A 24,627-nucleotide genomic window follows, 5' to 3' on the forward strand; every position below is an offset into this window, starting at 1 on the left:
GGACCCCCGGCGACTAGGGATCGGGCCGTGGTCCTGGCTGCGGGCCTGCTGGTCCTCCTTGGTCTGGGGGCGTTCGTCGGCGGCATCCTCACCGGCACGACGGCGCTCTACTGGGCCTGCGTGGCCGCGTGCGGGGTCGCCGCCGTCCTGTTGGTGGTCGCCCGGCTGCGCATGGCGCGCGAGGCGAGCGAGTTCGACCGCCGGGCGTCGGAGGTCCCGGCGCGGCCGGAGGCGTCCGGCACCGGGACGTCCGGCGCGCGCCGCACGGCGCCGCAGCCGGTGGTCGTGCAGGACACCGCGGCGCCCCGGCCGCCGGAGCCCCCGCGGGGGCCGGCCGGCGCGACGGCGGTCCGCCCGCCGGAGCCCGGATCCGGACCGCAGCCGGGAGCAGCGCCGGTGCCCGTCGAGCCGCGCCCCGAGGAGCCCGCTGCCGGGCCGTCCGAGCCGCCCCCCGCCGAGCCGGTCATCGAGCCGACGCACGCGGTCCCGCTGGGTGCTCCTGCCGGGGACCGCCACCCGGAGGACGGCACGCCCGAACGCCGTGGTGCACACGAGCCCCGGGAGGTCCCGGTCGACACGGGGACGGGCGAGCCCGGCGAGGAGGACGTCGAGGTCACCGACCTGCTGCTCGTGGTCGACCTGGACGACGAGGTGCTGGTCGTCGACGAGCACCCCCGCTACCACCTGGCCGGCTGCCCGTTCCTCGAGGGCCGGGAGGCGATCGGCCTGCCCATGGTCGAGGCCCGCACGGACGGCTTCACGCCGTGCGCCACCTGCCGTCCGGTGCGCCACCTCGCCGACACCGAGCGCGACCGCCGGCAGGCAGCCCGCGGGAACTGAGGAGGACCCCCTGCCCCCATCGGAGGAGGACCTCGTCCTGCCCACCCTGCACGAGCTCAGGGCGGTGCCCGGGACGGGGCCGCGGCGGGACGCTGCAGGGGCCGCGGTCGGCAACCCGGCGCCCGGCCCCTCGGCTCAGCCGGTGGCGCGGGCCACCCAGAACCGCGAGCCGGCCGGGCCCTCGACGCCCTTGCCGTCCCCGGCGGTACCCGCGTGCACGCGGACGGCGAGCACCTCGTCGGCCACCTGTGCGCCGTGCTCGGTGAGCGCCTGCGTCATGGGGTGGGCGGGGGAGTTCCCAGCGGTCCACCACAGCTCGATGCGGTCGCTGACGGCCAGCCCGGCGTTCTTGCGGGCCTCCTGCACGAGACGCACGGCCTCGCGGACCAGGCCGGCCCGCTCCAGCTCCGGCGTCAGCTCCAGGTCCAGCGCGACGGTCAGCCCGCCACCGCTGGCCACGGTCCAGCCCTCGCGCGGCGTCTCGGTGACGACCAGATCGCCGTCCTGCAGCGGCACGGCCGCCCCGTCGACCTCGACCGACGCCGTCCCGGCGCGGTAGGCGGCCACCAGGTCCGGCGCGTCGGCGGCCGCGACCGCCTTCGCCACCGCCTGCACCTGCTTGCCCAGCCGGCGGCCGACCGCGCGGAAGTCGACCTTGACGCTGACGTCGACCAGGTCGCCGCCGGCCGCGGAGAGGTCCATCAGCTCGGCCACGTTGAGCTCGTCGGCGACCTCGGCCACCAGGTCCCGCGGCAGCTCCGCCCAGCCGGGCGCGGCCACGACGGCGCGGGCCAGCGGCTGGCGGGTGCGCACCTTGGCCGACGTGCGTGCCGAGCGGCCCAGCTCGACCAGCCGGCGCACCAGCGCCACCTGCTCGACCAGCCGCGGGTCGCGGGCGTCCTCGTCGACGGCCGGCCAGGCGGCCAGGTGCACGCTGTCGACCGCGTCCGCCAGCCCCGGCGTGACCGCGCGGGACCAGACCTCCTCGGTGACGAACGGGATGAACGGCGCCATCAGCCGGGTCAGCACGTCGAGCACCTCGTGCAGCGTGGCCAGCGCCGCCGGGTCGCCGTCCCAGAACCGCCGGCGCGAGCGGCGCACGTACCAGTTGGACAGGTCGTCGACGAACTGCGCGATCAGCCGGCCGGCGCCCTGGGTGTCGAAGTCCTCGAGCGCGGCGGTGACGCCCTCGGTGACCTGCGCCAGGGTGGCCAGCGCCCAGCGGTCCAGCAGCGGCCGCTCGGCCCGCGGGGGGACGGGAGCGCTGCCGTCGGCCCGCCCACCCCAGCCGTTGGTCTCGGCGTACAGGGTGAAGAAGCTGGCGGTGTTCCAGTAGGTGAGCAGCACCTTGCGGACCACCTCGGACAGCGTCTCGTGCCCGACCCGGCGCGCCGACCACGGCGAACCGCCGGCCAGCATGAACCAGCGGACGGCGTCGGCGCCGTGCCGGTCCATCAGCGGGATGGGCTCGAGGATGTTGCCCAGGTGCTTGCTCATCTTCCGGCCGTCCTCGGCCAGGATGTGGCCCAGGCACAGCACGTTCTCGTAGGAGTTCTCCTCGAACACCAGCGTGCCGACGGCCATGAGCGAGTAGAACCAGCCGCGGGTCTGGTCGATCGCCTCGCAGATGAACTGGGCCGGGTAGGCGGCCTCGAAGTCCGCCTGGTTGCGGTACGGCGCGCCCCACTGGGCGAACGGCATGGAGCCGGAGTCGTACCAGGCGTCGATGACCTGAGGCACCCGCCGGTAGGTCCCCTCCTCGCCGGGCAGCGTGAACGTCACCTCGTCGATGAACGGCCGGTGCGGGTCGAGGTCGGACAGGTCGCGGCCGGTCAGCTCGGAGAGCTCGGCCAGCGAGCCGACGACGACCAGGCGACTCGGGTCGGCGTCGTTGCGCCAGACCGGCAGCGGCGTCCCCCAGTACCGGTCGCGCGACAGCGCCCAGTCGACGTTGTTGCGCAGCCAGTCGCCGTAGCGCCCCCACTGGATGTGCTCGGGGTACCAGCGCGTCTTCTCGTTCTCGGCGAGCAGCTGGTCCTTGACCGCGCTGGTGCGGATGTACCAGGACGGCTGCGCGTAGTACATGAGCGGCGTGTGGCAGCGCCAGCAGTGCGGATAGCTGTGCTCGTACCGCTGCTCGCGCCACAGCACGCCGCGCGCCTGCAGGTCCTCGACCAGCGCGGGGTCGGCGGCCTTGAAGAAGTGCCCGCCCACCAGGGGGACGTCGGGCAGGAAGTGCCCGGTCGCGTCGATGGGGTTGACCACCGGCAGCCCGTAGCCCCGGCAGACGGCCAGGTCGTCGGCGCCGAACGCGGGGGACTGGTGCACCAGCCCGGTGCCGTCGTCGGTGGTCACGTAGTCGGCCAGGACGACGAAGTGCGCGTCGACCTGCCGGCCGTCGGGGCCCGCGGGGAACTCGACCAGGTCGAAGGGACGGCGGTAGTGCGTCCGCTCCCAGTCGCGGCCGGTGGTGCGGACCAGCACCTCGACGTCGTCGGTCTCGCCGAACACCGATGCGAGCAGCGGCTCGGCGACGACGAGGGTGTCGTCGCCGCGCCGGGCGACGACGTAGGTGACATCGGGGTTGACCGCGACCGCGGTGTTGCTGGGCAGCGTCCACGGCGTCGTCGTCCAGATGAGCAGGTCGGCCTTCCCGGCCCACTCGCCACTGGTGACCGGCAGCCGCACGTAGACCGAGGGGTCGGTGATCGACTCGTAGCCCTGGGCCACCTCGTGGTCCGACAGGCCGGTGCCGCAGCGCGGGCAGTACGGCGCGACCCGGTGGTCCTCGACGAGCAGGCCCTTGTCGTGGACCTGCTTGAGCGACCACCAGACGCTCTCGACGTAGTGCGGGTCCATCGTCCAGTAGGCGGTGGACATGTCGACCCAGTAGCCCATCCGGCGGGTCAGGTCGCTGAAGGCGTCGACGTGCCGCATGACCGACTCGCGGCAGCGGGCGTTGAACTCGGCGATGCCGTAGCGCTCGATGTCGGGCTTGCCCGCGAAGCCGAGCTCCTGCTCGACGGCGATCTCGACCGGGAGGCCGTGGCAGTCCCAGCCGGCGCGACGGGGCACGTGCCAGCCCTGCATCGTCTTGAACCGGGGGAAGACGTCCTTGAACGCGCGCGCCTCGATGTGGTGCGTGCCGGGGCGGCCGTTGGCGGTCGGCGGGCCCTCGTACACGTTCCACTGCGGCCGGCCGGCGGTTGCCTCGAGCGTGCGGGCGAAGACCTTGTCGGCCTCCCAGCGGCCCAGGACCTCCCGCTCCAGGGCGGGCAGGTCGACCTGAGGGGGCAGCGCGCGGAAGGGACCGGGTGAGCTCACGCGCCGATTCTCCCACCCCGCGCGACCCGCTTCCCGAGGCCGCTGACCGTGCGGCGACCGGGTCGTGGGGCGGCCCTGGCCTCGGGGTACGGGAGACTGCGGAGGTGGGCAGGGGCGCGCGGTGAACACGACGGTCACCGCCGCGCTCGCCGCGGGCGCGGTCGTCGTCCTCGTGGCGGCCGTGGCGCTCCGCCTGGCGGATCGGCTGGGTCTGCCCAGCCTGCTGCTCTACCTCGCCCTCGGGGTGGCCATCGGCGAGAGCGGCCTCGGCGTCCAGTTCGAGGACTACCGGCTCACCCACACGCTGGCTTACGCCGCCCTCGTCGTCATCCTGGCCGAGGGCGGTCTCACGACGCGGTGGGCCGACGTGCGTCGGGCGATCGGGCCCGGGGTCGCGCTGTCCACCGTGGGCGTCGCGGTCAGCGTGGGGGTGACTGCGGCCGTCGGCGTCCTGGTCCTCGGCTACGGCTGGGGCTTCGCCCTCCTGCTGGCCGCGGTCATCAGCTCGACCGACGCCGCCGCCGTCTTCGCGACCCTGCGGCGGCTGCCCCTCCCGCGGCGGCTGGCCGCCTCCCTGGAGGCCGAGAGCGGCCTCAACGACGCCCCGGTCATCCTGCTCGTGACCGTGCTGGCCGAGTCGCTCACCGGGGCGGCGACGCAGCCGTGGTGGCTGGTCGGCCTGGTGGTGGCTGCCGAGCTCGCCGGAGGCGCCGTCATCGGGGTCGGGATCGGCTTCGGGGGTGCCGCGCTGCTGCGCCGGGTGGCGCTCCCCGTGGCCGGCTTCTACCCCCTGGCGACGCTGGCGCTCTGCGTGCTCGCGTACTCGTCCGCGTCGCTGGCGCACACGTCCGGTTTCGTCGCGGTCTACCTCTGCGGCCTGGTGCTGGGCAACGCCGCGCTGCCGCACCGGGCGGCGAGCATCGGGTTCGCCGAGGGCATGGCCTCGCTGGCGCAGATCGGCCTGTTCGTCCTGCTCGGTCTGCTCGTGTCGCCGGGCCGGCTGTCCGACGCGGTGGGGCCGGCGCTCGTGGTGGGCGGCGCGCTGCTGCTGCTCGCCCGGCCGCTGTCGGTGGTGGCCAGCCTGGTGTGGTTCCGGTTCCCGTGGGCGCAGCAGGTGTTCATCTCCTGGGCGGGCCTGCGCGGGGCGGTGCCCATCGTCGCGGCCATCATCCCGCTGACCGCGCAGGTTCCCGGGGCGACGACCGTCTTCGACACGGTCTTCGTGCTGGTCGTCGTCTTCACGATCGTCCAGGGGTGGTCGCTGCCGTGGCTCGCCCGCCGCCTGCGCATCGCCACGCCCGTGACGCCGCGTGACGTGCAGGTCGAGGCCGCACCGCTGGAGGAGCTGGACGCGGAGCTGATGCAGCTGACCGTGCCGGAGGGGTCCAGGCTGCACGGCGTCTACCTGCCGGAGCTGCGGCTGCCCGAGGACGCGGCGGTGGTGCTCATCGTGCGCGACGGCCGGTCCTTCGTGCCCGGCCCGACGACCCGCCTCATGCGCGGCGACCAGGCGCTGCTGGTGTCGGCGCGCGGGTCACGGGCGGAGGCCGAGCGGCGGCTGCGCGCGGTCAGCCGGGCCGGCCGGCTGGCCAGCTGGCGCGGTGAGACCGGCGCCGCCTCCGGGGCGGACTGAGAGAGGACCCCCTGCCCCCGCCGCTCGCAGGTTCGCGGCGGGACCCTGCAGGGGGCCGGCGCCTCCCCGTGACCGGTCGGGAGGCCCTCCGGGCCCCCGCGACCGGTCCGCACCGCGGCCGGGTGCCGTCCCCGGGAGGTGCGGGTTCAGCCGTTGAGCTCCAGGGTCTGCATCGTCTCGGCGCGGACCTCGGCCAGCAGCGCCGGATCCTCGTTGAGCCGGCGGCCGTAGGAGGGGATGACCTCCTGCAGCTTCGGGCGCCAGGCGGCGATCCGGTCGGGGAAGCAGCGCTCGAGCACGGTGAGCATCGCCGAGACCGCGGTGGAGGCGCCGGGGGAGGCGCCGAGCAGACCGGCGATCGTGCCCTCGCCGCCGACGACGAGCTCGGTGCCGAACTGCAGCACGCCGCGGCCGGTCGCGGGGTCGCGCTTGATGACCTGCACCCGCTGGCCCGCGGTGATCATGTCCCAGTCCTGCTGCTCGGCCAGCGGCACGAACGAGGTGAGCGTCTGGTGCCGGGCGCTGCGCGACTGGAGCAGCTCGCCGATCAGGTAGCGGGTCAGCGCCAGCTCGGTGCGGGCGACGCCGAGCATCGAACCCAGGTTGTTCGGCTTGACGCTCAGCGGCAGGTCGAACATGGAGCCGGCCTTGAGGAACTTCGGGGAGAAGCCCGCGTAGGGCCCGAACAGCAGCGAGTGATCGCCGTCGATGAGGCGCAGGTCCAGGTGCGGCACCGACATGGGCGGGGCGCCGACGGCGGCCTGGCCGTAGGCCTTCGCCTGGTGCGCGGAGACCAGCTCGGGGGAGCGGGTGCGCAGGAACATGCCGCTGACCGGGAAGCCGCCGAAGCCGCGGATCTCGGGGATGGCGGCCCTCTGGAGCAGCGGCAGCGCGCCCCCGCCGGCCCCGACGAACAGGAAGCGGGTGCGGACGGTGCGCTCCTCACCGCTGGCGGTGTCGCGGACGGTCACGGTCCAGCGGCCGTCGTCCCGCCGCTCGAGGTCGGTGACCCGCTGGTTGACGTGCACGTGCACGCCGCGCTGCTCGGCTGCGTCGAACAGCAGCCGGGTCAGCGATCCGAAGTCGACATCGGTGCCCGCGGCCGACCGGGTGGCGGCGACCACCTGGTCGGCGGGGCGCCCGGCCATCATCAGCGGCAGCCACTCGGCCATGACGGCGGCGTCGTCGGTGTACTCGAGGCCCTCGAACACCGGCTGCGCGGACATCGCCCGGTGGCGCGTGCGCATGTACGCGCGGCCGGCCTCGCCGGTCACGAAGCTCACGTGCGGGACGGGGGTGATGAAGTCCTTGGGCGACCCGGTCAGCCCGGAGCGGACCAGGTGCGACCAGAACTGCCGCGACACCTGGAACTGCTCGTTGATCGTGACGGCCTTGGCGGCGTCGACCGAGCCGTCCTTGCCGGCGGGCGTGTAGTTGAGCTCGCACAGGGCCGCGTGCCCGGTGCCCGCGTTGTTCCAGGGACCGGAGCTCTCGCCGGCCACCGCCCGCCCGGACTCGAAGACGGTGACGCTCCAGTCAGGGGCGACGGCACCGAGCAGCGACGCGAGGGTCGCGCTCATGACGCCACCGCCCACGAGGACTACATCGGGGTCGGTGGCTGGGGCGAGATCGGTGGACACGACGGCCTTCCGGCTCGGGAGGAGGGTGCTCCTCCAACATCGACCAGCGGACCTCCGAACATGTCACTCCGCGTGGTGAGATGCCTCGCACATCGCAATGAGATGGATCACAGCGGCTCCGAGTTGCCGCTCGGCGCGGTGGGCGGCAGGGCCGCTCTCCGCCCGCCGCTATGGTCGGTCGGGACGGCGCCCACCGGCCGCGCCGGCCCCTGCCAGGCCATCGACCGAGGAGCCCTCCCTGCCCAGACCGAGCGACGCCCCGGACGGACCGACCGATCCCCAGGACGGCGCCGTCGCGGCGTCCGGCGCTCCCGGACGGCGTCCCCGCACCCGGTTGCTGCTCCTGCTCGGGCTGGTGGTGCTGGCCCTGGACCTGGGCACCAAGCTGCTCGTCGTCGCCACGATCGAGCGCGGGGCCGACATCCGCTTGCTCGGCGGGGCGCTGTACCTGACGCACACGCGCAACACGGGCGCGGCCTTCTCCTTCGCCGAGGGCTTCACCGTCGTCTTCACGCTCATCGCGATCGCCGTCGCGGTGGTCATCGTGCGCACCGCGCGGCGGCTGTTCTCCACCGGCTGGGCCGTCGCGCTCGGCCTGGTGCTCGGCGGGGCGGTCGGCAACCTCGTCGACCGCGTCTTCCGCGAGCCGGGCTTCCTGCGCGGCGGCGTCGTCGACTTCATCTCGGTGTTCGCGCCCGACGGCGAGGTCTACCCGGTCTTCAACATCGCCGACGCAGGGATCGTCTGCGGGGGCGTGCTCGGGGTGGTCCTCGCGCTGCGCGGCATCGAGTTCGACGGCACCCGCAGCTCCGGCGGCAGGGCCGGGGACGACGCCCCGGCGCGCGACTGAGAGAGGACCCCCCTGCCCCCCACCGCTCGCAAGCTCGCGGCGGGCCCCTGCAGGGGGGCCGTTCCGGTACGTCACCAGGCTCGCGGCGGGCCCCTGGAAGGCGGCCGTTCCGGCACGTCAGCGAGCTCACGGCAGGACCCTGCAGGGGCCGGCACGCGGGTGCACGTGCCGCGTGTTGGCGGTGCTCCACCGGCCCTCCTGTCGCGACGGTCAGAATGGACCCCGTGACGAACCCCGCGGGCCAGCACCGAGCGCTCCCGGTGCCCGACGGGCTCGAGGGGCAGCGCGTCGACCAGGCCCTGTCCCGGCTCTTCGGCCTCTCCCGCGGTGCGGCCGCCGACCTCGCCGACGACGGCAGGGTGGTCCTCGACGGGCGGGTGCGCGGCAAGGGCGACCGGATCACCGGCGGCAGCTGGCTGGAGGTCGAGCTGCCCCCGCCACCGGGCGAGCCGGCCCCACCCGAGCCGGTCGCCGGGATGACCGTCGTCCACGACGACGACGACATCGTGGTGGTCGACAAGCCCGTCGGCGTGGCCGCGCACCCCAGCCCCGGCTGGGAGGGGCCCACCGTGGTCGGCGGGCTGGCCGCCGCCGGGTACCGGATCTCCACCTCGGGCGCCGCCGAGCGGCAGGGTGTCGTCCACCGGCTCGACGCCGGCACGACGGGGCTGATGGTGGTGGCCAAGAGCGAGCGGGCCTACACCGCACTCAAGGCGGCCTTCAAGCAGCGCACCGTCGAGAAGGGGTACTCGGCCCTCGTCCAGGGTCACCCGGACCCGTCGCGCGGCACCATCGACGCCCCGATCGACCGGCACCCCAAGCACGACTGGAAGTTCGCCGTCGTCCAGGGCGGGCGTCCGTCGGTGACCCACTACGAGGTCGTCGAGGCGTTCCCGGCCGCCAGCCTGGTCGACATCCGGCTGGAGACCGGCCGCACGCACCAGATCCGGGTGCACTTCTCCGCGCTGCGCCACCCCTGCGTCGGCGACACGACGTACGGGGCCGACCCGACGCTGGCCGCACGGCTGGGCGTCTCCCGGCAGTGGCTGCACGCCGCCCGGCTCGGCATCCCGCACCCGGCCGACGGCTCCTGGACGGAGTTCACCAGCCCCTTCCCGCCCGACCTGGCCGGCGCGCTCGACATCCTGCGCGCCGAGTCCTGACCCCCGTGCGAGCTCGACCATGAACCCGGTCGGGCTGCCCGGCTCGCTGGCCGACTTCGGCCCCGCCGCGCTGTCCGCTGTGGTGGTCGCCGGGTACCTGGTGGTCGGCGAGCCGGTGGTCGGACACGTCCTGCACCGCCGCTTCGAGGGCCGGCTGCGCACCGACGACGGCGCCCGGAGGTCCTTCTACGGCCGGCTGCTGGTGCTGGAGTGGGGGCTCGCGGCGCTCGCCCTGGTCGTCTGGCTGTCCGCGCCCGGGGTGGACGCGGCGGCCGTGGGCCTGCGCTGGCCGCAGTCGTGGCCCGGCCCGCTCGCCGTCGCAGCCACGGTGCTGGTCCTCGGCTTCGTCGTCCTCTCCACGCGCGCGCTGCGCTCGGGTGGGCTGGCGCGGGAGGCGGCCGAGCTGCGCCGGCCGGGGGAGGGACGGCACGCCGAGCCCGCCGTGCACGCGACCCTGGCGCTGCTGCCGCGGACGACGGCGGAGCGGCGACTGTTCACGCTGGTCGGCGTCACCGCCGGCGTCTGCGAGGAGTGGCTCTACCGCGGCTTCCTCCTCGCCGTCGTCGCCGCGGTGGGCGGCGGCCTGCCGGAGCCGGTGCTGGTCGCGATCGGCGCGCTGGCGTTCGGGCTGGCGCACGCCTACCAGGGTGTCGCGGGCGTCGTGACCACCGGCGTGCTGGGCGGGGTGATGGCCGGCCTCTACCTCGGGACCGGGTCGCTGCTGCTGCCGGTCGTCCTGCACGCGGTCATCGACCTGCGCTTCCTGCTGGTGCCGACCTCCGCGCTGCCCGACGTCGTCCGGCGGCCGACGTGAGCGGGCGTCCGAGCTCACGCACGGACGCAGCACCGCGCCGGGAACGCGCCGACGAACGCAGCGAGGAGGTGCCGTGACCGCCCGGCGCGCCACGGCCGCGGACTGGCCCGCGGTCGCCGCCCTGCGCACCCGCGTCTTCGTCGATGAGCAGGGGGTGCCCGCCGAGATCGAGCAGGACCCGCACGACGCGACCGCGGTGCACGTCCTCGCCGAGGACGAGCAGGGGCGCGTGGTGGCCACCGGGCGGCTGCTGGTCCGCGACGGCCGGGCGGTGGTGGGCCGGATGGCGGTCGACGCGTCGGCGCGCGGCCGGGGCCACGGAGCCGCCGTCCTCGCCGAGCTGCACCGGCAGGCCGCCGCGCTGGGTCTGACCGAGGTGGAGCTGCACGCCCAGCTCACCGCCCGGGGCTTCTACGAGCGAGCCGGCTACGCCGCGGTCGGCGACGTGTACGAGGAGGCCGGTATCGCCCACGTCACGATGCGGCGTCCGGTGCTGTGACGGATCGGTCCGCCGGGCGTGAGACACGTTCTGTCAGAGCCTCGGAGTAGACCTCCGGTAGTGCGAGGATCGGGTCACCCCCCGGCCCGCACCCCGGACCACAGCACCGCCGGTCTTCCCCGCCGGTCGCCCGCCGGATCCCCGACGGCCGGGCACGCACGACCCGTGAGGAGCACCAAGGCCCGTGAGCACCCCGTCGTCCGACTCGTTCGTGCACCTGCACGTACACACCGAGTACTCGATGCTCGACGGAGCGGCCAAGCTGCCGGAGGTCACCAAGGCCGCCGCCGAGCAGGGGATGCCCGCGCTGGCGATGACCGACCACGGCAACGTCTTCGGCGCCTACGACTTCTACAAGCAGGCCAAGGCCGCCGGCGTGAAGCCGATCATCGGCATGGAGGGCTACTACACGCCCGGTTCCCGCTTCGACCGCGCGCCGTTCGACTTCGGCGACAACCTCATCGACGAGGACAGCGAGGGCGGGTCCTCCCGCGGCAAGGCCGCCTACACGCACATGACGCTGCTGGCCCGCACCACCGAGGGGATGCACAACCTCTTCCGCATCTCCTCGATGGCCAGTCTCGAGGGGCAGTACCGCAAGCCGCGCTTCGACCGCGACCTGCTGGAGCGCTACGGCACGGGCCTCATCGCCACCACCGGCTGCCCATCGGGCGAGGTGAACATGTGGCTGCGCGCCGGCCGGCACGACCGGGCTCGGCAGGCCGCCGCCGACTTCCAGGACATCTTCGGCAAGGAGAACTTCTACGCCGAGGTGATGGACCACGGGCTGGCCATCGAGAAGAAGACCCGCCCGGCGCTGCTGGAGATCGCGAAGGAGCTCGGCATCCCGCTGCTGGGCACCAACGACCTGCACTACACGCACCGGGAGGACGCCGAGGCGCACGACGCCCTGCTGTGCATCCAGACCGGGTCGCGGCTCAACGAGACCAACCGCTTCAAGTTCAACGGCGACGGCTACTACCTCAAGTCCGCCGCCGAGATGCGCGCGCTGTTCAGCGAGCTGCCCGAGGCGTGCGACAACACGCTGCTGGTGGCCGAGCAGTGCGAGGTGGAGTTCACCGAGGGCGCCGACCTGATGCCCCGGTTCCCGCTGCCGCCGGGGGAGGACGAGACCTCCTGGTTCGTCAAGGAGGTCGAGCGCGGGCTGCACAAGCGCTGGCCGAACGGCATCCCCGACCACGTCCGCAAGCAGGCCGACTACGAGGTCGGGATCATCACCCAGATGGGCTTCCCGGGGTACTTCCTCGTGGTCGCCGACTTCATCAACTGGGCCAAGGACAACGGCATCCGCGTCGGCCCGGGCCGTGGCTCGGCCGCCGGCTCGCTGGCCGCCTACGCCATGGGGATCACCGACCTCGACCCGCTGGCGCACGGGCTGATCTTCGAGCGGTTCCTCAACCCCGAGCGCGTCTCCATGCCCGACGTCGACATCGACTTCGACGACCGTCGGCGCGGCGAGGTCATCCAGTACGTCTCGCAGAAGTACGGCGAGGAGCGGGTCAGCCAGATCGTCACCTACGGGACCATCAAGGCCAAGGCCGCGATCAAGGACGCCGCCCGCGTGCTCGACCGGCCCTACTCGGTCGGCGACGAGCTCACCAAGCTGATGCCGCCGGCCGTCATGGGCAAGGACATCCCGCTGTCGGGGATCTTCGACCCGGCGCACCCGCGCTACAAGGAGGCCGCGGAGTTCCGCGCCCGCTACGAGTCCGACCCCGGCGCGGCCGAGGTCGTCGACCAGGCGCGCAAGCTCGAGGGCCTGAAGCGGCAGTGGGGCGTGCACGCCGCCGGCGTCATCATCGGCCGCTACCCGCTGATCGACAGCATCCCGATCATGCGGCGCGAGGCCGACGGCGCGGTCATCACGCAGTTCGACTACCCGACCTGCGAGACGCTCGGCCTGCTGAAGATGGACTTCCTGGGCCTGCGCAACCTCACGGTCATCGACGACGCGCTGCGCAACATCATCGCGAACGGCAAGGAGCCGATCGACCTCGACGAGATCAGCAAGGACCTCACGGACCCGGCCACCTACGCGCTGCTGGCCCGCGGTGACACCCTCGGCGTCTTCCAGTTCGACGGCGGCCCGATGCGCTCGCTGCTGCGGCTCATGCGGCCGGACAACTTCGAGGACATCTCCGCCGTCGGCGCGCTCTACCGGCCCGGCCCGATGGGTGCGAACTCGCACACCAACTACGCGCTCCGCAAGAACGGCCAGCAGGAGATCACGCCGATCCACCCGGAGCTGGCCGAGCCGCTGGAGGACATCCTCGGCACGACCTACGGCCTGATCGTCTACCAGGAGCAGGTCATGGCGATCGCGCAGAAGGTCGCCGGGTACTCCCTCGGCAAGGCCGACCTGCTGCGCCGCGCGATGGGCAAGAAGAAGAAGTCGGTCCTCGACGCGGAGTTCGTCGGGTTCGAGGCCGGCATGAAGGAGCGCGGCTACTCCGACGCGGCCATCAAGACGCTCTGGGACATCCTCGTCCCGTTCGCCGACTACGCCTTCAACAAGGCCCACTCGGCCGCCTACGGACTGGTCTCCTACTGGACCGCCTACCTGAAGGCCAACTACCCGGCCGAGTACATGGCCGGGCTGCTGACCAGCGTCGGCGACGACAAGGACCGCCGGCCGATCTACCTGGCCGAGTGCCGGCGGATGGGCATCAAGGTGCTCCCACCGGACGTCAACGAGTCGTCCTGGGACTTCACCGCCGTCGGTACCGACATCCGCTTCGGTCTCGCTTCGGTGCGCAACGTGGGGCACAACGTCGTCGACTCAATCCGCCGGGCCCGCGAGGAGAAGGGCGCGTTCAAGGACTTCGCGGACTTCATGCGCAAGATCGACACGGTGGCCTGCAACAAGAAGGTCATCGAGTCCCTGGCCAAGGCCGGGGCGTTCGACTCCCTGGGCCACTCCCGGCAGGGCATCGTCGCCGTCCACGCGCAGGCCGTCGACTCCGCGATGGCGCTCAAGCGCAAGGAGGCCGAGGGGCAGTTCGACCTCTTCGGCAGCTTCGGCGGGGACTCCGGCGAGGACGACCCGTTCAGCGGGGCGCTGAACATCGGGATCCCCACGGCGGACTGGTCGAAGTCCGAGCGCCTGGTGTTCGAGCGCGACATGCTCGGCCTGTACGTCTCCGACCACCCGCTGCACGGCGTGGAGCACGTGCTCGCGGCCAACGCCGACACCCCGATCGCCGAGATCAACGCCGGCGGCGTCGAGGACGGCGCGAACGTCACCATCGCCGGCATCCTCACCTCGGTCTCGCCGCGCACCAACAAGCAGGGCGCGCCCTGGGCCATCGCTACGCTGGAGGACCTCGAGTCCGGCATCGAGGTGCTGTTCTTCCCGAAGACCTGGGCGGAGGTCAGCGAGAAGGTCGTCCGCGACCAGATCGTCGTGGTCAAGGGGCGGATCAGCCGCCGCGACGACCAGCCCTCCATGTTCGGTTCCGAGGTGACCATCCCCGAGCTGACCGAGGGGGCACGCGGCCCGGTGCTGGTGTCGATGGCGGCGGCCCGCTGCACGCCCCCGGTGGTCGAGCGGCTCCGCGAGGTGCTGGGCAGCCACCCCGGCACGACCGAGGTGCAGCTGAAGTTGGTCAACGGCAGCCGGGAGACCGTGCTCCGGCTGGACCAGGGCCTGCGGGTGCGCCCCAGCACGGCGCTCATGGGCGACATCAAGGCGCTGCTGGGACCGACCAGCGTCGCCCTGCTGTGAGTCGAAGGACCCCGTCCTCCTCACCACTCGCAGGCTGGCGGTGAGCCTCTGGACGGGGCCGGGGCGAGCCGCCGCGGACGGGGTCGAGGCCGCTGCGCTGAGCGCCGGCCCGGCCGCCGAGGGTGAGAGGTCCGGCCGGGCGCGGTTGACTGGGGTCGTGGACAGCCCTCCCGCAGCCGCTCCCGCCGGGCCGCCGCCGGTCCGCCCCGCCCGCTGGGGCGCCGGCCCTCCGTGGCCCGGCCGTGCCGAGCTGCGCGCGGACCTGCCTGGCTCCCTGGTGCTGGCCGGCGTGCTGACGCTGGCGGGGATCGCGGCCGGGCTGCTGTGGTGGGCACTGGCGCCCCGGGCGACCTTCGAGGTCACCGCGGACGGCCCGGTCCCCGTCGGGCACCCCTCGGCCGAGCTGCCCATCGCCGACGACGGGGTGTTCACCCTCGTGCTGGCCGGGCTCGGGCTGGTCGCCGGGCTGGTGGCCTGGCGGCTGCGCCGCCGTCGCGGCGTCGCCACCGTGCTCGCGCTGGCAGTCGGCACGCTCCTGGCGTCGCTGGCCGCCTGGCAGCTCGGCGAGCTGTTGGGCGCCGGGCCGTCTCCGGCCGAGCTGGCCGCCGTCGGCACCCGCGTGATCACACCGCTGGAGCTGGGCTCGCCCGCGGCGCTGGCGGTGGCGCCGTTCCTCGCCGTCCTGGGTTACGTGGTCTCCACGCTGCTCAGCACGTCCGAGGACCTCGACCGGCCCGACCCGGCTCCGGCCGCCCCGCTCGCCGCCGGTCCGCTGCCCGCGGCCACGGCCGCCGAGGGCGCCCTCCGCTCCTAGTTGACGCTGCCCGGGCCGACGAAGCGCTGCAGCGGCGCCGGCACCGCGCCGACCGTCTCCAGGAGGGTCAGCTCGCGGCGCAGCAGCCGCGACTCGGTGCGCAGCCGCCGTCGCGTGGCGGACTCGGCCAGCAGTTCCTGGCGGTCCTCGCTGGTCAGCAGCGCCGCCGAGGCCACCAGGTAGGACAGCGCACGCGGGTCGCCGGAGACGGACGAGAGCAGGTCGGTGGTCTCGGCCTCCTCGCCGTCGACGTCGCCGGTCAGCGTGGCCACGGCGGTGACGTAGCGGGTGAACAGGTCGCCCACCCCGCGGACCAGCACCTCCAACGAGCCGCGCGCCACCTCGGACACGAGGTCCTCGTGCTGCGGGTCGGCGGGCCACCCGCCGGGCGCGGTCAGCCCCTCCAGGTCGCCGGCGGCCTCCTCGGCGGCCTCCTCCTCGGCCAGCCACTCGACCCGGGCCTGCAGGTAGGGCGGGTCCTCGCCGACGAGGAGGTCGAGCAGGCGGAAGCGGTCACCCCCGACCGCGACGACGCGGAACCCGCCGTCGGACTGCGGACTGATGGTCTTCACCTGCGCGGTGCAGCCGACGTCGTACAGGGCCTCGGCCGGGGCGACGTGCTCGACCTCCCAACCCTGCCGGATGGCGACCACACCGAAGCAGCGGGCGTCGCCCTCGGGCAGCTCCAGCAGGTCGCGCACCAGCCGCCGGTAGCGCGGTTCGAAGACCTGCAGCGGCAGCACGACCCCGGGGAACAGCGGCGTCCCCAGCGGGAAGAGCGGGATGACGTCCACGGCAGGCGAGCCTACGGGGGTGCCGGTTGCCGGACCGGGCAGGACGGCGGGCCGCCCGACCCCGGCGGCTACCCTGGGGTGTTCCGTCCCCGCCCCGGAGGTCCGCCCGTGCTCGCCCGCATCGACCTGCGTGGATCCGCCCTGCCGGGGGTGCGTGAGCTCGCCGGCCTGCTGCCCCGCGCCGCGACCGACATCGACTCGGTGCTGGCCACGGTCCGGCCGCTCTGCGAGGACGTGCGGGTGCGCGGTGCCCAGGCCGTCCGCGAGATCACCGCCCGCCTCGACGGCGTCGACCTCGAGGACTTCGCCGTCCCGCAGGAGGCCATCGACGCCGCGCTCGCCGGCATCGACCCCGCCGTCCGCGCCGCCCTCGAGGAGGCGATCGCGCGCGTCCGGAGGGTGCACGCCGACCAGCGCCGCACCGACGTCACCACCGACGTCGTCCCCGGCGGCACGGTCACCGAGCGCTGGCTGCCGGTGCGCCGCGTCGGCCTCTACGTGCCCGGTGGGCTGGCGCCGCTGCTGTCCAGCGTCGTGATGAACGTCGTCCCCGCGCAGATCGCCGGGGTGGAGTCGATCGCGGTCGCCTCCCCGCCGCAGCGCGACCACGGCGGCCTGCCCGACCCCGGCGTGCTGGCCGCGTGCGCGCTGCTCGGCGTCACCGAGGTCTACGCCGTCGGCGGGGCGCAGGCCATCGCCGTCTTCGGGTACGGCGCCGGCTCCTGCGAGCCGGTCGACATGGTCACCGGCCCGGGCAACGTCTACGTGACGGCGGCCAAGCGGCTGCTGCGCGGGCTCATCGGCATCGACTCCGAGGCCGGCCCCACCGAGGTGGCGATCCTCGCCGACGAGACCGCCGACCCGGTGCACGTCGCTGCGGACCTGATCAGCCAGGCCGAGCACGACCCGCTGGCCGGCGCGGTGCTGGTCACCGACAGCGAGGCGCTCGCCGACGCCGTCCTGGACCTGGTCCCCGGGCAGGTCGCGGCCACCAAGCACTCCGACCGGATCACCACCGCCCTGGACGGCAGCCAGTCGGGCATCGTCCTGGTGGACGACGTCGACGCCGGGCTCCGCGTGGTCGACGCCTACGCCGCCGAGCACCTGGAGGTCCAGACGCGCAACGCCCGCGAAGTGGCGATGCGGGTGCGCAACGCCGGCGCGGTGTTCGTCGGCGCCTGGTCGCCGGTCTCCCTGGGTGACTACTGCGCCGGCTCCAACCACGTGCTGCCCACCGGCGGGTGCGCGCGGCACTCCAGCGGCCTGTCGGTGCAGTCGTTCCTGCGCGGCATCCACCTGGTCGAGTACGACGAGCAGGCCCTCGCCGACGTCGCCGGGCACATCGACGCCCTGGCCGGTGCCGAGGACCTGCCCGCGCACGCCGCCGCCGTCCGGGTCCGGCAGAAGTCGTGACCTCCCTCGACGAGCTCCCGCTGCGGCCGGAGCTGCGAGGCCGCACGCCCTACGGCGCTCCGCAGTTGCAGGTCAGGCACCGGCTCAACACCAACGAGAACCCGCACCCGCTGCCGCCCGAACTGCTCGCCGACCTCGGCGAGGCGCTGGGGCACGCGGCGCTGGAGCTCAACCGCTACCCCGACCGGGACGCGCTCGGCCTTCGCCGCGACCTGGCCGCCTACCTGACCCGCAGCAGCGGGGAGACGGTGGAGCCGGCACAGGTGTGGGCGGCCAACGGCTCCAACGAGGTGCTGCAGCAGGTGCTGCAGGCATTCGGCGGGGCGGGCCGGACAGCGCTGGGCTTCACGCCGTCCTACTCGATGCACCCGATCATCTCGGCCGGCACCGGCACCGCCTGGGTCGACGGGCACCGGCGGGAGGACTTCACCATCGACGCCGCCCGGGCCGCCGCGCAGGTGCGAGAGGTGCGTCCGGACGTCGTCTTCGTCACCAGCCCGAACAACCCGACCGGCACCGCGGTCGCGCTCGAGACGATCGCCACCGTCTACGACGCCACGTCCTACGGCCACGGGCGGGCAGGCGTGGTGGTCGTCGACGAGGCCTACACCGAGTTCGCCCGCGCCGGCACCCGCTCGGCGCTCACCCTGCTGCCCGGCCGTCCGCGGCTGCTGGTGAGCCGCACGATGAGCAAGGCGTTCGGGATGGCCGGCCTGCGGCTGGGCTACCTCGCCGCCGACCCCGCCGTCGTGGACGCGCTGCAGCTGGTCCGGCTGCCGTACCACCTGTCGTCGCTGACCCAGGCCGCCGCGCGGACGGCCCTGGCGCACACCGACGCGCTGCTGGCGACCGTGGACGCGGTCAAGGCCGAGCGGGACCGGATCGTCGCGGCGCTGCCGGACCTGGGGCTGGCCAGCGTCCCGAGCGACGCCAACTTCGTCCTCTTCGGCCACTTCGCCGACGCCCCCGCCGCGTGGAAGGGGCTGCTGGAGCACGACGTCCTCGTGCGGGACGTCGGCCTGCCCGGCTGGCTGCGCGTGACCGCCGGCACCACGGAGGAGACCGATGCATTCCTCACCGCGCTGGGTGAGGTCGTCCGCGAGCAGGGTGCCGCCTGATGGGCGCCGGCCGGCAGACGTCTCGCACCGCGCTGGGTGAGGTCGTCCGCGAACAGCACCTGGGAGACTCACGGGCATGACCCGCACCGCACGCGTCGAGCGCGAGACCAGCGAGACCAAGCTGGTCGTCGAACTGGACCTCGACGGCACCGGCAAGAGCTCGATCAGCACCGGGGTCGGGTTCTACGACCACATGCTCACGGCGCTGTCCAAGCACAGCGGCATCGACCTCACCGTGCAGGCCGACGGGGACCTGCACATCGACGCCCACCACACGGTGGAGGACGTCGCCATCGCCCTCGGCCAGGCGTTCGCGCAGGCGCTCGGGGACAAGAAGGGCATCACCCGCTACGGCGACGCGACGATCCCGATGGACGAGGTGCTCGCGCAGGCGGCCGTCGACCTCTCCGGCCGGCCGTACTTCGTGCACTCCGAGCCGGAGGACATGACGCCGATGATCGGGCCGGACTACCCGACGTCGCTGACCAAGCACGTGCTCGAGTCCTTCGCGTTCAACGCGCGGATCAGCCTGCACGTGCGGGTGCTGTACGCCGGCCGCGACGCCCACCACATCGTCGAGGGCCAGTTCAAGGCGCTGGCGCGGGCGCTGCGGGCCGCGGTCGCGATCGACCCGCGGGTGACCGACGTCCCCTCCACCAAGGGCGCCCTGTAACGCCATGACGATGCCTCGGTTCCTGGCGTGACCTTCGCCGTCATGCTGCTCGTGCTCGGCGGCTTCCTGCTCGGCGGGGCCTACAGCATCTGGCGGGCCGACCACGACACCAAGGGCCGTACCGGCCCGCAGGTCGCCTTCGCCGTCGTCCTCCTCGTCGCTGCGGTGCTGGCCACCGCGTCCGGCGCCCTCCGGCTGGTGTGAGCGCCGGGGACGGTGTCTCGACGTCGTCGTCGCCGACCCGACCGCTTCGGCACGCCGGCCGGGCCGTTCCGCGACGGCGCCGAAGCCTCCGCCGCGGTCGAGGACGCTGACCGGCCCCGGTGACGGGCAGCCGGCCGGGGCCCATAGATGGGCGTCGGTCGGCTGCCGGCTGGGTGACGGCGGCACGGGTGTCCGTCAGGCGGCGGTGGTGAGCGGTGGGCCGGTGCGGCCTGGGCCGGAGGATCTGGGTGCCGTCGGGTCGCCAGGTGCGCCATCGGCCGTCGGGTCGTCGTCCGACGCGGAAGCCGTGGTGGACCTTGGTGTGGTGCCGCTCGCACAACAGCGCCGAGTTGGCCAGCGACGTCTCACCACCGTTGACCCACTCGAGCAGGTGGTGGACGTCGCACCACCAGGTCGGCGCGGAGCAGCCGGCGAACACGCAGCCGCCGTCCCGCACCTCCGCGGCCCGCCGCACGTTCGGCGGGAACAGCCGCAGGGTGCGGCCGTGGTCCAGCGGCACCCCGTCGGGGCCCAGCACGATGCGGGTGACCGCCCCGTCGCAGGCCGGCCAGCGGGCGCGGGCGGCGGAGACCGTCCCCCCGAACCCCAACTCGGCCGCACCCTTCCCGGTGGCCGGGTCGACCATGTCCTCGATGGCCACCGTGACCAGCACCTGCCGCTTGTGGCCACGCAGGATCGGCAGGTGCCCCGAAGCCAACTGGTTGTCGCACAGCTGCACCAGCGCATCGGCCAGCTGCTGGGCGCGGCTGCGCTCCTCGGCGGCGCCGCGGCCGGCCTGCACCGGGGACTCCAGCGCGGCCTGCAGCTTCTCCCCGCCCACCGCATCGAGGTCGAACCGGCCGCTGATCGACCCGTCGGCGTGCGCGGCGATCACCAGCCGGCGCCCCTCGGTCGGGTCGGGCTCGGGCCCGTCGGCGTCCAGCCGGTCCAGGTAGTGGTGCACCGCCTTGGCGACATCGGCGTGCGGGCGCCCGCGTGCGATGCCGGCCAGCAGCTCGCCGACGACGCCCAGGTCGACGTGCTGCTCGGCGGCCAGGGGCTCGGGCTCGACCACGCGGGCGACCAGCCCCGCTTGCTCACCGGTCACCTCACCTGCGGTGAACGCCTCCGCCAGGCCCGGCAGGTGCACCTGCGCCCGCCCGGTGCGCACCACTCGCCGCCTCCGCGACCGACAGGTGCCCGTGCCCACGCAGCCACGAGGCCATCGACCTGAGCCCGTCGACCTCCGCAGCGCCGGACACATCGGCCTCGTGCACCGTGCGCGCGACCTCGGCGGCCAGCCGGTTCTGCGCCGCCAGCAGCGGCCGCAGCCGATCCAGCAGGGCCGGGCCGACGAGCGGCGCCAGGTCCTCGGCGGCCAGGGCGTCGAGGGAGGCCATCAGCTGCTCCACGACACCTCCCACCGGCTCGATCAGCTGTTCGGAGCATGCGCGACCCGAGCGGGCCGGCCGACCCGGAACCGCAGCTCAGAAAGCGTGTCCTCAGATCAGCGACAGGCCTCGACGCACGCCGCGGAGCCGGTCGGACGGATGAATCGAGCGGAGTGCCGCGTCCGTCGTGCGTGGGATCCGGAGGGCGGCGGCGGGGGCCCCGCCCACCGCAGGGGCAGGACCGCCGGTCGTCCCTGGTCACGCGAGCAGGGCGACCAGTCCGGTCGCGACGAGGGACACGACGGCGAGGACGAGCAGCATGCGAACCGCCCGGCGCCTGCCCGACAGGTCGTACCTCAGCCCGGCCGCCAGGACGCCCCACTGGTCGACCTCTCCGGCCGGAGAGAGCGAACGGTGCTCGTAGCGCTCCATCGCGCCACCCTCCCACCGACCGGGCCGGCGCGAGAGCCGGCTGTGCGACGTCCGCCACCCCACCTGCGGGAATCCCGTCGGGCACGCGACCGCTCCCACGTACCGTGGCAACCGTGAAGAAGGTCGTCGTCCTGGACTACGGCTCGGGCAACCTCCGCTCGGCCGAACGCGCACTGACCCGCGTCGGTGCCGACGTCACGGTGACCGCCGACCCGCACGCCGCCCTGGAGGCCGACGGTCTCGTCGTCCCCGGCGTGGGCGCCTTCGCGGCGTGCATGGCCGGCCTCCGGGCCGTCGACGGTCCGCGCGTGATCGGCCGCCGGCTGGCCGGTGGTCGGCCGGTGCTGGGCGTCTGCGTGGGCATGCAGGTGCTCTTCGAGCGGGGGGTCGAGCACGGCCAGGACGCCGAGGGCTGCGGCGAGTGGCCGGGCGTGGTCGAGCAGCTCCAGGCGCCGGTGCTGCCGCACATGGGCTGGAACACCGTGCAGGCACCCGGGAAGACGGTGCTGTTCGACGGGCTCGAGGACCAGCGCTTCTACTTCGTGCACTCGTACGGCGTGCGCAACTTCCCGCTGGGCTCGGAGGGGGCGCCGTCGCCCCTGGCCGCCCCGCTGGTCACCTGGGCCGAGCACGGCGACCGGTTCGTCGCCGGGGTCGAGAACGGCGCGCTGTCGGCCACCCAGTTCCACCCGGAGAAGTCCGGTGACGCCGGCGCGCAGCTGCTCACCAACTGGCTGCAGACGCTGAGCTGACTCACTGCAGCGGGAACGGCGGCTGCAGCCACCACGGCGCGTCGACGACCTCGATCCGCGCGATCCACTTCACCCACCAGAAGCCCCGCCGTCCCGGGGCGACGAGCCGCACCGGTGCGCCGTGCCCCGCGGCGAGCGGCCGGCCCGCCGCGTGCGTGGCCAGCAGCAGCGCCCCCGCCTCGCACAGCGGCAGCCGGCGCCGGAACCCGGTGACCGAGATGACGTCGACGCTGCCGTCGGCCGGCAGCTCCGCCGCGAGGTGCTCGGCGAACAGGCGGTCCAGCCGGACCCCGCGCCAGTCCTGGACGGCGTACCAGCCCCCGGTGCAGTCGAGCGCAGCCCGGACGACGTCCCCGCGGTCGAGGTCGGCGACCGGCACCCGCACCCGCCGGCCGGGAGCGGCCAGCACGAGCCCCGCAGCAGGGGAGTCGGGCACCACGTCGGAGATCCACTGGGTGACCGGCATGGCGGCCGGGTCGTCGGTGCCGCGCTCGAACGATCCGGTGGCCCGGCGATCGGCGCCCGGTGCGCCGGTCAGCCGCCACAGCCCCTCCCCGGTGGCCCACAGCGCCGCCGCGCCGGCGCCCAGCGCGCCCGCCCGCAGGAGTCCGCGCCGGTCGAGGTCGGTGGTCCGCGGCCGCTGCCGCCGTCCCCACGCGTGGACCGCCACCAGGGCGCCCGTGGCCACGCCGACGGCCACGTGGGCGTGCAGCACCGGGACGCCGGCCGACCAGGACCACGGCCCGGTGACCCCGGCCGCGTGCAGGACGCCGGTGAGCAGGGTCAGCACGGTCGCCACGCCCAGGGACACCCCGCCGGTCCCACGGGGTCCTCGCCACGCCCGCCGCACCACGACGGCCTTCCACGGGACGAGCAGCAGCAGCCCGAGCCCGGCAGCCCCGTGCGCCGCGACCACCAGCCGTGCCGGGCCGGGCGACCCCACCGCGAAGGCCAGGACGCCGGTGCCGCCGGCCAGCAGGAGCAGCGCGAGCAGGCCCACGTTGGTGCGCCGGCCGGCACGACGGGGCAACGGCAGGGCCACGCCCCGAGTGTCCCGTCAGCTGCGCAGGTAGGAGGCCCCGTTGACGTCGATGATCGTCCCGGTGCTGAACCGCGCCCCGGGCGAGGCCAGCCACAGCACCGCCGAGGCGACCTCCTCGGGGCGGGCCACCCGGCCGTAGGGCGACTGCGCGCGGACGGCGTCCCCGCCCGGGCCGTCGAGCACCTCGCGGGCCATCTCGGTCTGCACGAAGCCCGGTGCCACGGTGCCCACCGAGATGCCGTGCGGGGCCAGCGCGATCGCCATCGACTGGCCGAAGGCGTTGAGCCCGGCCTTCGACGCGCCGTAGGCAGGCGTGTCGGGCTCGCCGCGGAACGCACCGCGGCTGGAGACGTTGACGACCGCGCCGCCGCCGGCGGCGACCAGGTGGGGCACGGCGCGGAAGGTGGCGTTGACCGCGCCCAGCAGGTTCACCGCCAGCGTCCGCGACCACGCCGCCTGCCACTCCTCGTAGGAGACCGACAGCGGCGGGTGGGCGGTGAACACCCCGGCGTTGTTGACCAGCACGTCCAGCCCGCCCAGCGCGGCGGCGGCCTCGTCGACCATCCGGCCCACCGCGTCGGCATCGGCCAGGTCGGCCTGCACCAGCACGTGCCCGTCGCCGGGGAGGTCGGCCAGCACGGCCTCGGCGCGCTCCCGCGAGGCACCCCAGTGCACCGCGACGCGGTCGCCGGCGTCGGCGAAGGCGCGTGCGATGGCGCGGCCGATGCCGCGCGAACCACCGGTGACCAGGACGGCGCGGGAGTCGTTCACACCGGGCAGTCAACCAGGGCGTTCACCACCGCCCGCGGTGGACGACCTCGTCGACGCCGCGCCGGCCGCGCCGCAGGGACGGTGACCTGCGGTCCTCCGCACCCGGGTAGCCGACCGACACCACGCCGACGGGCCGGTGCGTGTCCGGCACGCCGAACGCCGTCCGCAGCGCGCCCACCCGCTCGGGCGGGACGCCGAAGAAGCACGCGCCCAGCCCCTCGTCGACCGCGGTGAGCAGCATCAGCAGCGCGGCCATGCCGGCGTCGACGTCCCAGTAGGGAACCGGCCAGCGGGCCTCGTCGCGGTCGGTCCAGCCCTTGTCCGGCTCGGCGTACCGCTCGAGGTAGGCCGTCCTCGACGACAGCGGCACGACCAGCAGGGGCGCCCGCCGCATCCGGGTCAGCCAGCCGTCCGGGGCGCCGGTCGACGTCGTCACCGACCAGAACAGCTCCCGGTCGGCAGCGTCCTCCAGCACCAGGAACGCCCACCCCTGGGTGAACCCGGCCGACGGCGCGCGAAGCGCGTGCCCGAGCAGCCGCTCGCGCACCTCGGGCGGCACCGGCCGGTCCGGGTCGTAGTCGCGCACCATGTGCCGCCGGCGGACGACGTCAGCGAACTCCACCGGACCACCCTGTCACCCCGCCGGAACCCCGGTGCCGAGGCCGCGGGGCGGCGCCGGCGCCCGTCCCGTGGCGTCGCCACGCGAGCTCGACGG

Annotated in this window: 21 protein-coding genes; 12 read left to right on the top strand and 9 right to left on the bottom strand. The window is 74.4% G+C overall.

All coding sequences use genetic code 11. The features are described from left to right. Positions 1-27: 27 nt before the first annotated feature. Complete coding sequence (locus tag ACWIX3_RS14085) at positions 28-840, top strand: hypothetical protein (protein ID WP_448607977.1); 813 nt, start codon at positions 28-30, stop codon at positions 838-840. Between the two features lie 135 nt (positions 841-975). Here ACWIX3_RS14085 and ileS read toward each other — a convergent pair whose 3' ends face one another. Continuing rightward, positions 976-4,164, bottom strand: a complete 3,189-nt coding sequence (gene ileS / locus ACWIX3_RS14090) for an isoleucine--tRNA ligase (RefSeq protein WP_448607978.1) — start codon at positions 4,162-4,164, stop codon at positions 976-978. Between the two features lie 121 nt (positions 4,165-4,285). On the opposite strand from ileS, the gene ACWIX3_RS14095 reads away from it, so the two are divergent. Next, positions 4,286-5,797: a potassium/proton antiporter gene (locus ACWIX3_RS14095; protein ID WP_448607979.1), complete on the top strand. Its 1,512-nt coding sequence runs from the start codon at positions 4,286-4,288 to the stop codon at positions 5,795-5,797. A gap of 146 nt (positions 5,798-5,943) precedes the next feature. Here ACWIX3_RS14095 and mqo read toward each other — a convergent pair whose 3' ends face one another. Beyond that, on the bottom strand, positions 5,944-7,377 hold the full coding sequence (gene mqo, locus ACWIX3_RS14100) for a malate dehydrogenase (quinone) (protein WP_448607980.1): 1,434 nt from the start codon (positions 7,375-7,377) through the stop codon (positions 5,944-5,946). Between the two features lie 394 nt (positions 7,378-7,771). Here mqo and lspA point away from each other — a divergent pair, with 394 nt between their 5' ends. The 6 genes from lspA to ACWIX3_RS14130 all read left to right on the top strand — a co-directional run bounded on the left by lspA (position 7,772) and on the right by ACWIX3_RS14130 (position 15,322). Continuing rightward, entirely contained in the window at positions 7,772-8,287 is a 516-nt protein-coding gene (gene lspA, locus ACWIX3_RS14105) for a signal peptidase II (protein ID WP_448607981.1), read from the top strand. A gap of 215 nt (positions 8,288-8,502) precedes the next feature. After that, positions 8,503-9,450, top strand: coding sequence for an RluA family pseudouridine synthase (locus ACWIX3_RS14110; protein WP_448607982.1), 948 nt, complete (start codon positions 8,503-8,505; stop codon positions 9,448-9,450). A gap of 19 nt (positions 9,451-9,469) precedes the next feature. Beyond that, positions 9,470-10,264 (top strand): CPBP family intramembrane glutamic endopeptidase, encoded by a 795-nt coding sequence (locus ACWIX3_RS14115; RefSeq protein WP_448607983.1) that lies wholly within the window; start codon positions 9,470-9,472, stop codon positions 10,262-10,264. Positions 10,265-10,337: 73 nt separating this feature from the next. Beyond that, complete coding sequence (locus ACWIX3_RS14120; RefSeq protein ID WP_448607984.1) at positions 10,338-10,763, top strand: GNAT family N-acetyltransferase; 426 nt, start codon at positions 10,338-10,340, stop codon at positions 10,761-10,763. Positions 10,764-10,947: 184 nt separating this feature from the next. Continuing rightward, complete coding sequence (gene dnaE / locus ACWIX3_RS14125; RefSeq protein WP_448607985.1) at positions 10,948-14,508, top strand: DNA polymerase III subunit alpha; 3,561 nt, start codon at positions 10,948-10,950, stop codon at positions 14,506-14,508. A 157-nt stretch (positions 14,509-14,665) separates the two neighbouring features. Then, positions 14,666-15,322 carry a DUF2567 domain-containing protein gene (locus ACWIX3_RS14130; protein ID WP_448607986.1) on the top strand — a complete coding sequence of 219 codons (657 nt, stop codon included), beginning with the start codon at positions 14,666-14,668 and terminating at the stop codon, positions 15,320-15,322. On the opposite strand, the gene ACWIX3_RS14135 is transcribed toward ACWIX3_RS14130, so the two are convergent. Continuing rightward, a complete protein-coding gene (locus ACWIX3_RS14135; protein ID WP_448607987.1) occupies positions 15,319-16,116 on the bottom strand; it encodes an LON peptidase substrate-binding domain-containing protein in 798 nt (265 codons plus the stop codon). The genes ACWIX3_RS14130 and ACWIX3_RS14135 overlap by 4 nt on opposite strands. A 108-nt stretch (positions 16,117-16,224) precedes the next feature. Here ACWIX3_RS14135 and hisD point away from each other — a divergent pair, with 108 nt between their 5' ends. The 3 genes from hisD to hisB all read left to right on the top strand — a co-directional run bounded on the left by hisD (position 16,225) and on the right by hisB (position 19,320). Further along, entirely contained in the window at positions 16,225-17,529 is a 1,305-nt protein-coding gene (gene hisD / locus ACWIX3_RS14140; RefSeq protein WP_448607988.1) for a histidinol dehydrogenase, read from the top strand. After that, on the top strand, positions 17,526-18,647 hold the full coding sequence (locus ACWIX3_RS14145) for a histidinol-phosphate transaminase (protein ID WP_448607989.1): 1,122 nt from the start codon (positions 17,526-17,528) through the stop codon (positions 18,645-18,647). The genes hisD and ACWIX3_RS14145 overlap by 4 nt, the downstream gene beginning before the upstream one ends. 76 nt (positions 18,648-18,723) lie before the next feature. Beyond that, complete coding sequence (gene hisB, locus ACWIX3_RS14150) at positions 18,724-19,320, top strand: imidazoleglycerol-phosphate dehydratase HisB (RefSeq protein ID WP_448607990.1); 597 nt, start codon at positions 18,724-18,726, stop codon at positions 19,318-19,320. Between the two features lie 40 nt (positions 19,321-19,360). Here hisB and ACWIX3_RS14155 read toward each other — a convergent pair whose 3' ends face one another. The 3 genes from ACWIX3_RS14155 to ACWIX3_RS14165 all read right to left on the bottom strand — a co-directional run bounded on the left by ACWIX3_RS14155 (position 19,361) and on the right by ACWIX3_RS14165 (position 21,347). Next, the gene (locus tag ACWIX3_RS14155) at positions 19,361-20,698 is read right to left on the bottom strand and encodes a DUF222 domain-containing protein (RefSeq protein WP_448607991.1); all 1,338 of its coding nucleotides are present in this window, start codon (positions 20,696-20,698) and stop codon (positions 19,361-19,363) included. Then, positions 20,634-20,936 (bottom strand): hypothetical protein, encoded by a 303-nt coding sequence (locus tag ACWIX3_RS14160; RefSeq protein WP_448607992.1) that lies wholly within the window; start codon positions 20,934-20,936, stop codon positions 20,634-20,636. Before ACWIX3_RS14160 ends, ACWIX3_RS14155 begins: the two co-directional genes overlap by 65 nt. A 237-nt stretch (positions 20,937-21,173) precedes the next feature. Further along, complete coding sequence (locus ACWIX3_RS14165; protein ID WP_448607993.1) at positions 21,174-21,347, bottom strand: hypothetical protein; 174 nt, start codon at positions 21,345-21,347, stop codon at positions 21,174-21,176. A gap of 113 nt (positions 21,348-21,460) precedes the next feature. Between ACWIX3_RS14165 and hisH the strand changes: the two genes are divergently transcribed. Next, positions 21,461-22,099, top strand: coding sequence for an imidazole glycerol phosphate synthase subunit HisH (hisH, locus tag ACWIX3_RS14170; RefSeq protein ID WP_448607994.1), 639 nt, complete (start codon positions 21,461-21,463; stop codon positions 22,097-22,099). Between the two features lies 1 nt (position 22,100). On the opposite strand, the gene ACWIX3_RS14175 is transcribed toward hisH, so the two are convergent. Genes ACWIX3_RS14175 through ACWIX3_RS14185 form a run of 3 tightly spaced genes read right to left on the bottom strand, consistent with a single transcriptional unit; the run spans position 22,101 to position 24,534 of the window. Continuing rightward, positions 22,101-23,141 (bottom strand): molybdopterin-dependent oxidoreductase, encoded by a 1,041-nt coding sequence (locus ACWIX3_RS14175; protein WP_448607995.1) that lies wholly within the window; start codon positions 23,139-23,141, stop codon positions 22,101-22,103. Between the two features lie 15 nt (positions 23,142-23,156). Beyond that, the gene (locus tag ACWIX3_RS14180; RefSeq protein ID WP_448607996.1) at positions 23,157-23,912 is read right to left on the bottom strand and encodes an SDR family NAD(P)-dependent oxidoreductase; all 756 of its coding nucleotides are present in this window, start codon (positions 23,910-23,912) and stop codon (positions 23,157-23,159) included. Between the two features lie 22 nt (positions 23,913-23,934). Further along, positions 23,935-24,534: a nitroreductase family protein gene (locus ACWIX3_RS14185; protein WP_448607997.1), complete on the bottom strand. Its 600-nt coding sequence runs from the start codon at positions 24,532-24,534 to the stop codon at positions 23,935-23,937. Positions 24,535-24,627: the final 93 nt, after the last annotated feature.

This window comes from Geodermatophilus sp. URMC 60 (genome assembly GCF_053502585.1).